The 7,723-nt window shown below is 70.6% G+C and carries 5 protein-coding genes; 4 read left to right on the top strand and 1 reads right to left on the bottom strand.

All coding sequences use genetic code 11. From position 1 onward, the window contains the following. The first annotated feature begins 120 nt into the window (after window positions 1-120). From BA895_RS03800 to BA895_RS03790, 3 genes are read left to right on the top strand one after another with little or no spacing between them, the layout of a single operon-like run. Window positions 121-996: a hypothetical protein gene (locus tag BA895_RS03800; protein WP_070190546.1), complete on the top strand. Its 876-nt coding sequence runs from the start codon at window positions 121-123 to the stop codon at window positions 994-996. Between the two features lie 35 nt (window positions 997-1,031). Further along, complete coding sequence (gene proS, locus BA895_RS03795) at window positions 1,032-2,441, top strand: proline--tRNA ligase (protein WP_070190545.1); 1,410 nt, start codon at window positions 1,032-1,034, stop codon at window positions 2,439-2,441. A gap of 1 nt (window position 2,442) precedes the next feature. Further along, window positions 2,443-3,081 (top strand): nitroreductase family protein, encoded by a 639-nt coding sequence (locus BA895_RS03790; protein WP_083282935.1) that lies wholly within the window; start codon window positions 2,443-2,445, stop codon window positions 3,079-3,081. 15 nt (window positions 3,082-3,096) lie between these two features. On the opposite strand, the gene BA895_RS03785 is transcribed toward BA895_RS03790, so the two are convergent. Continuing rightward, on the bottom strand, window positions 3,097-3,993 hold the full coding sequence (locus BA895_RS03785) for a serine protein kinase RIO (protein ID WP_083282934.1): 897 nt from the start codon (window positions 3,991-3,993) through the stop codon (window positions 3,097-3,099). 262 nt (window positions 3,994-4,255) lie between these two features. On the opposite strand from BA895_RS03785, the gene BA895_RS03780 reads away from it, so the two are divergent. Next, the gene (locus BA895_RS03780; protein WP_070190544.1) at window positions 4,256-7,711 is read left to right on the top strand and encodes a triacylglycerol lipase; all 3,456 of its coding nucleotides are present in this window, start codon (window positions 4,256-4,258) and stop codon (window positions 7,709-7,711) included. The last annotated feature ends 12 nt before the right edge of the window (window positions 7,712-7,723 follow it).

The raw sequence follows: 7,723 nt of genomic DNA, 5'->3' as shown, positions 1-7,723 counted from the left end.
GTACGAAAGTGGCCACTCGACTGTACGAAAGTGGCCACTCGACTGTACGAAAGTGGCCACTCGACTGGGGAGGTGGGGCGGGGGCGGAAACAACGACCGACGTTGCGTCGTTGAGCGGGCATGGGAGTGCCACCGTCTCGTGACCACGAGGCCTCGACGGGAGCGGCGCCCGCGCGTCTCGGGCGCCGCGGGGTGCTGTCGCTCGGCGCCCTGGGAGCCCTCGGAATGGTGGGTGGGGGCTACGCGCTCACGGCGGCCGGCCGTCCCGACCACCCCGTGACCATGACCCGCGAGACCCGGTCTCGACCCGAGGTGACCGGGCGTGACGAGCTCACCGCTCGCGCGGCCATCGGGCCGGCCCGGCACCGCTACGAGGTGAACGGTCTGGCCACCCCCTACTACGCCACCGGCGAGATGGCCAAGCGCCTCGAGACCTGGCTGACGCTGCACCGACAGCACACCGGGCAGGCTCCCGACCGGGTCTCCACCTACGGTGCCTGGACCCGCGGCGACGGGACGTCATGGCACCACTCCGGTGAGGCGATCGACATCGCTGCCCTGCGCCGCGGCGGCCAAGACCTTGCATCGGCCCGCTACGACCGTTGGCGCGACGACACCGCAGCCGAGGTGCGGGGTCGGTTGCGCACCTACTGGCAGCTGGCCGCGGGGCTGCACCTGCAGTTCGCCGACGTGCTGACCTACCTCTACGACGACCGTCACACGAACCACATCCACGTCGACACCGGTCGGTTCGGCCCAACGGGCGCGCCGCGGTTGATCGAGCGATCACGCGTGCAGACGCAGGCGCTGCAGGCCATGTGCGTGCACGTGTGGGGCCGGCGCGACGTGCAGGTCACCGGAGAGCTCGACAGCCCGACCCGCGACGCGACGACGGCCATCTTGCGCGACCACGGCGGCCGGGGCGAGATCACCGACGGCGTCGAGGCGTGGCAGGCCTTTCTCGTCGCCACGATGCGCGAGGCCCGCGACGCCTGAGGGCAGTAGCGGCGTCCGGCCGTAGGATCGCCACCATGGCCAGGCTCGTGCTCACCCCGCAGTCGGACGACTTCCCCCGGTGGTACCAGGAGGTGGTCGCCAAGGCCGAGCTCGCTGACAACGGCCCGGCACGCGGAACCATGGTCATCCGCCCCTACGGCTACTCGATCTGGGAACGGATGCAGGCCGACCTCGACCGGCGCATCAAGGCGACCGGGGCCAAGAACGCCTACTTCCCCCTCTTCATCCCCCAGAGCTACCTGAGCCGCGAGGCCGACCACGTCGAAGGGTTCAGCCCCGAGCTCGCGGTGGTGACCCACGCCGGAGGACGGCAGCTCGAGGAGCCGCTCGTGGTGCGGCCGACGTCAGAGACCGTCATAGGCGAGTACATGGCCAAGTGGACGCAGAGCTACCGCGACCTGCCGCTGCTGCTCAACCAGTGGGCCAACGTCGTGCGGTGGGAGCTGCGGCCGCGGATCTTCCTGCGTACCACCGAGTTCCTCTGGCAGGAGGGTCACACGGCGCACGCGACCGCCGAGGACGCCCGCCGGTACGCCGGCCTGATCCACGAGCAGGTCTACGCCGCGTTCATGCGCGATGTGCTCGCCCTCCCGGTGGTGCTGGGGCGAAAGACGCCTCGAGAACGGTTCGCGGGCGCCACCAACACCCTGACCCTGGAAGCGATGATGCGCGACGGCAAGGCGCTGCAGATGGGCACCAGCCACGACCTCGGCCAGAACTTCTCGAAGGCCTTCAACATCAGCTACCTCTCGGAGGCTGGGCAGCAGGAGCTGGCCTGGACCACCTCGTGGGGCGCGTCGACCCGGATGATGGGCGGGCTGATCATGGCTCACGGCGACGACCACGGGCTTCGGGTGCCGCCACGGCTGGCTCCGGTGCAGGTGCTCGTCATGGTGGTCAAGGACGGCGAGGGGGTGCGGCCGGCCGCTCGACAGGTCGTCGACGACCTGTTGGCGGCCGGCATCCGGGCCGAGCTCGACGCGCGGGTGGAGACCCCGTTCGGGCGGCGCGCCGTCGACGCCGAGCTGAAGGGAATCCCGCTCCGCGTTGAGATCGGGCCGCGCGACCTGGAGCAGGGTTCGGTGACGGTGGCCCGGCGCATCGGTGGCGACAAGGCCCCCGTCGCAGTCGGCGGGATCGTCGACTACGCGATGGCGGCCCTCGACCACGACCAGCTGGCCCTCTACTCCGCCGCGTTGGCCCACCGGGAAGCGCACACCGTGGCAGTGGGCACCATCGCCGAAGCGACGGAGGCCGCCGGTTCGGGCTGGGCGGTCATCCCGTGGGCCACCCTCGGGCCTGAGGGAGAGGCGCAGCTGGCCGAGTCGGCGATCACGGTGCGCTGCCTGACGATGCCCGACGGTTCGGTGCCGGATTCCGACGACGACCCCGGTGTGATGGCTGTGGTGGGCAGGGCCTACTGACGTGACCGAGTCGTCCGCGCGCCGCTCGACGGGCCAGACCCAGCCCGACGTGCTCACCCCGCTGCTGCGCCAGCGCGAGAGCACGATGGTGTACGACCCCACCCACGTGCTCGCTCCCGGCGCGCTCAGAGCGATCCTCGAGGCGGCGAGGTGGGCGCCGTCGGCGGGCAACTCCCAGCCGTGGTCCTTCATCGTGGGGCTGCGCGGTGACGCCACCCATGCGGCCATCGTCGATCTGCTCTCCACGGCCAACCAGGCGTGGGCCCCGGCCGCCTCCGCCATCCTGCTGACCCTCCACCAGGCCGCGACCGACGAGGACCACGAGGTGTCCTACAGCGACTACGCCATGTTCGACCTCGGTCAGGCGGTTGCCCACCTGACCGTCCAGGCGCGCTCCATGGGCCTGCAGGTCCGCCAGTTCGGCGGGTTCGACCACGCGGGCGCGGCGGCCCGGTTCGCGGTGCCCGCCCACTGGGCCGTGACGACGGGAATCGCCCTGGGGCTGCCCGGTACCCGCGGCGAGGAGTGGAACCTCCCCGGCTGGGTTCAGGCCCGGTCACGGATGCCGCGCTCGCGCCTGCCGCTCGAACGTTTCGTCCACTCCGGCGAGTTCGGGCACCCGGCCGACTTTCTCGGCTGACTCTGGGCGACCGGCTCACCAGCGCGAGGTGGCCGCCGCCATCAGGTCACCGAAGAGCAGACCGGTGTCGACCTCGAACCCGCGCCGGGTGAACCAGTCGCCCATGTTGCGGGCGTCCCGCTCGAGAAACTCCGGCCCGTGCGGGTTGCCGATGACGTCGACGATCTGCGGCCAGTCGATGATGACGAGGTGAGAGCTGTCGCCCTCGCCGGCCAGCAGCACGTTGTAGGGCGAGAGGTCGCCGTGCGCCCAGCCGAGCTCGGCCAGCGTCATCATCGTCGTGCGCAGCTGCTCGAACAGCTCGGGCAGCAGCGCGCGGTCGGGGCGGGTCTGCACGAGGCGCGGTGCGGCCCTGCCGTCGGCGTCGCCGATGAACTCCATCAGCATCTCGTCGTCGGAGAGCTGCACGGGATAGGGCACGGGCAGCCCCTTCTGCCAGAGCACCCCGAGCGTCGAGAACTCGGTGAAGGCCCACTGGCCGCTGATGAGCGTCTTGCCGTAGGTCGTTCGTGTGCGCATGGCGCGCATCTCGCGCGACTTGCGTACCCGGCGGCCCTCGAGATAGCCGGCGTCACGGTGGAACATCCGGTTCTCGCTGGCGCGGTAGCGCTTGCCTGCCATGACCACGTCACGGTCGGGCGACCCCGGCAGCCAGCGCCGCACCAGGTGGACGTCGGCCTCCTTGCCGGTCTTGAGCACGCCAAGGTCGGCCTCGACGGCGCCGAGGTCGGTGATGACCCAGTCGGGTCGGGGGCGGGGCCCGTGCGAGGCGCCGTCCCAGCTCGACCAGCGGTCGCCCTCAGGTGGGGCGTCGGGGTCGGTGTCGACGGCGTAGTCGTCGTGCGAGCGGCGGTGTTCAGCGACGGGGCCGCCGTCGACACGGTCGATCAGCGAGGCTTCGTGCCCCGCCAAGCTGCCAAGTTCATTGGAAGACAAGAGAACTCCAAGGTAGAGGTGATGTGGGCCGAGGTGGCCCGAACCGTGATGGACATGTCGCCCTCCTTGGGTCGTGCGGCGGCCGGGTGCCGCTGCGTCTGCCTCGAGGTTGTCGCATGCCGCACACACGCGCAACCGATTAACGGTCTTCGGTCACGAAGTTCCCGATTCGGTATCAGCCCGCGCCGCCGTGCCTCTACCTTGAACAGGAGCGCTCGTTCGTTCGAGGGAGTCACGCATGCCGTCCACGTCGTTTGCCGGTGGGGCCCTCCGCGTTCGCACGCCCGCGTCCTACGACGCCACGAAGGCCCCCGGCGTCGGTGAACGGGGGCTGCCGGGTGAGCCGGGCTACGAGACGGCCGTCAGCAAGGACGCGTTGTTGACCGTGCTGGCCGACGACGACCTCGTGGTCGTCGACCGTGTCGACCTCACACCGCGCGTCGAGCGTGGGCTCGACGGCGTCGATGCTGGAGTCGGCGCGACTCGTGGCGGCAGGGTCGCGCTCGAGGTCGACGTCCAGCCCGGCGAGGACGCGGTCGTGCTGCTCGAACGCGACGGGGTGTACTCGTGGCACCTGCCCACCAACCCGGTAGGCGGCAGCCGCACGCGTGGCCTGGAGCCGCGCACCGCAACCTTCGAGATCGACGTGCAGCCGGCCCGCCCGGTGCGAGCGGGCCGGCCGTCTCCCGGGGCGCAAGCCGTCTCGGGCCGTCGGGACCGGGGGCTGCTCGGCCACCTCGTCCAGGGTGCGGTGCAGGCCATCGTCTTCAGGTTCGTGGCGCCCGCGGTGCTCGACAAGGTGGTCGACAAGCTGGAGCAGAACGTCCGCACGGGTCTGGTGCACCTCACCGGCGATCAGCTGAGCCAGTGGCAGCCCTTCGAGACGCTGGACGAGCTGCACCTGCCGACCGACCGCCCGACCCGCATCCTGCTCTTCGTGCACGGCACGTTCAGCTCGACCATCGGAGGCTTCGGGGCACTGGCTCTCGGCGTGGCGGGGCAGGTCTTTCTCGCCAACGCCGTGCACTCCTACGACGCGGTGATCGGCTACGACCACAAGACCCTGAGCCTCGATCCACGGCAGAACGCGACCGACCTGCTCGAGCGGCTGTCGAAGCACCCGGCGTCGGCCGGGATGACCATCGACATCATCACGCACAGCCGCGGTGGGCTCACGACACGCGCCTTCGTCGAGGAGGTTCTGCCCCCGTCGGGCTGGACGGCCGTCGTCGACAAGATCGTGTTCGTCGCCGCCACGAACGGGGGGACGCATCTGGCCGACCCCGAGCGGTGGGGCGACCTCGTCGACCTCTACACGAACCTCGGCGCGGTGGCGGCACGAGGGCTGGCCCTGCTTCCCGGCGCGGCGCCCGTGGTCGCGGTGGTCGGCGGGGCGCTCAGAGGCATCGCGGCCTTCGTGAAGTACCTCGTGTCGTACGCCGCGCAGGGTCACGAGGTGCCGGGCCTGTCCGCGATGATGCCGAAGAGCGCGTTCGTCAAGACCATCAATGCTCTTCAGCCCGGGCAGCCGACCAGTGGCACCCACTGGTTCGTCGTCTCGTCGAACTTCCACGTCACGCTCCTCGACGACAGCCATCGCCCGCCGGAGTTCCCTCGTGAGCTGGCGGTGAAGCTCGCCGAGGGGTTCGTCGACCAGCTGTTCAAGGGCGACAACGACCTCGTCGTCGACAAGGCATCCATGAGCGCCATCGGCCTGCCCGGCGACCACTATGTCGCCGACACCCTCGACTTCGGCACGAACGACGAGGTCTACCACGGCAACTACTTCTCGCAGCCGCGGTTCGTCGACGCCCTCAGCCGCTGGTTGCAGCAGGGCCTGGGCGCAGCGGCAGAGCCCGGGGTCGAGCTCGAGGCCGAGGCTGAAGCCGAGACCGGCGCCGAGGCCGAGGTCGGCGCCGAGGCCGAGACCGGTGCCACGGCGGAGGCCGAGGCCGGCGCCGAGGCTTGGGTCGGAGACGACGAGCACGACAGGGGTATCGACATGGTCGACCCGATACCCTCGCTTCCGCCCCCGGTGGCTCCTCCGTCTTCGCCGCCGCCCCCATCGCCTCCCTCGCTCCCGCAGCCCGGACGCGGAGGCAGCCAAGCCGTGCCGCCGGCGAGCGAGTCGGCCGAGCCGAGCGACGGCGGTCAGGGTGAGCAAGGGCAGCCAGAGGCGGCGACGCCCGCGCAGCTCGCCGCCGAGATGCCGGCCACCGTGGCCCCCGCCGTGGCGTTCACAGTGCGGGTTCGCATCTCACGCAAGGCGATTGCCGCTTCTGATGGAACCAGTCACCGCACCGAGAACGTGGTAGTGGTTGCCGATCGGCCACTCACCGTGCAGGTCATCGGCAAGACGAACGTGCAGATGAGCAGCCTCGAGCCCGACGTCTTCACCCTGCCTGCCGGGGGCGGCATCTCCGAGCTCCAGTTCGTGGGCACCGCGCTGGCCGCGGGCCCGGTCGTGATCACCGTGGTCGTCCGGCAGGGCCGGGTGCCGATCGCCACGATGGGGCTGAACGCCGAGGCGGTGGCGAAGCGTTCGAAGACCGCCTTCGGCGCCGTTTCACCGTTGGCCCAGGCCGTCGTGCACACCGGCATCGACGCGCCCGAGCTCGAGGGGCTGCCGTGCATCGACATCGTCGAGCGCCTGATGCCGGGCGGCCAGATCGTCTACCAGTACGCCGTTCGCGTCGTGAGCGGCGAACCGGCGCGCATCTTCGAGTCGCTGCCGATGACCGACCGTGACGCCAAGGTGGCCAAGGCGCTCGACCAGGTCGACGCGACCGTGCGCGCCACGGCCGACAGCCCTGCCGAGCAGCTGGCCGCCCTTCAGGACATCGGCGCCACGCTCTTTCGGCAGTTCTTCCAGCGTGACCTGCAGTCCTACCTCTGGGAGCACCGCGACGAGCTGGACGACCTCATCGTCTACGCAGACGAGCCCTACGTGCCGTGGGAGCTCGTGCATCTGCGACCACCCACCGGGCCTCGGCAGAAGGCGCCACGTTTTCTGGCCGAGGGAGGCCTCGTGCGTTGGCAGCTGGGCAGCTTCCCGCCCCGGCAGATTCGCGTTCGGCAAGGCCGAGCCCGCTCGATCTGCCCCGTCTACGCCGACCCGAGCCTGAGCAACCAGCAAGGTCAGGAGGAGGAGGCCTTCCTGCAGGAAAGCTTCGGGGCCAAGGCGGTGACCGCGACCCCGGCCGGCGTGCGAGACCTGCTGCGGGGAGGTCGCTTCGACCTGTTGCACTTCACCGGCCACGGGGCGGCGAGCAGCACCGACATCGCTGACGCTCGAGTGCTGCTCAAGGGCCGCCTCCGCGGCAGCACCGTCGAGCAGCAGTATCTCGCGGCCATCACGGTCAGTGAGAACGCCCGTCCCGCTGTCGGCCCCGGCCCGCTCGTGGTGTTCAACGCCTGCCAGACCGGCCGCACGGGTGAGCTGTTCACCACGGTCGGCGGCTTCGCCAAGGCCTTTCTCGACGCCGGCGCCTCGGCGTTCGTGTCATGCCTCTGGTCGGTGCACGAGCAACCCGCCCGGGTCTTCGTCGAGAGGCTCTACGAGCGGCTGCTCGCCGGCGACCCCATGTCGGTCGCGAGCATCGCGGCTCGCAGCGCCGCTCGAGATGCGGGCGACCCCACCTGGCTGGCCTATGTCGTCTACGCGAGGCCGGATGCCGTGCTCGAACGGGCGTGACCGGCATCCGCA

The organism is Humibacillus sp. DSM 29435 (genome assembly GCF_001758225.1).
Taxonomy (GTDB): domain Bacteria; phylum Actinomycetota; class Actinomycetes; order Actinomycetales; family Dermatophilaceae; genus DSM-29435.
The sequence above is the reverse complement of the archived record's forward strand: the minus strand, read 5'-3'. Positions and strand labels throughout refer to the sequence as shown.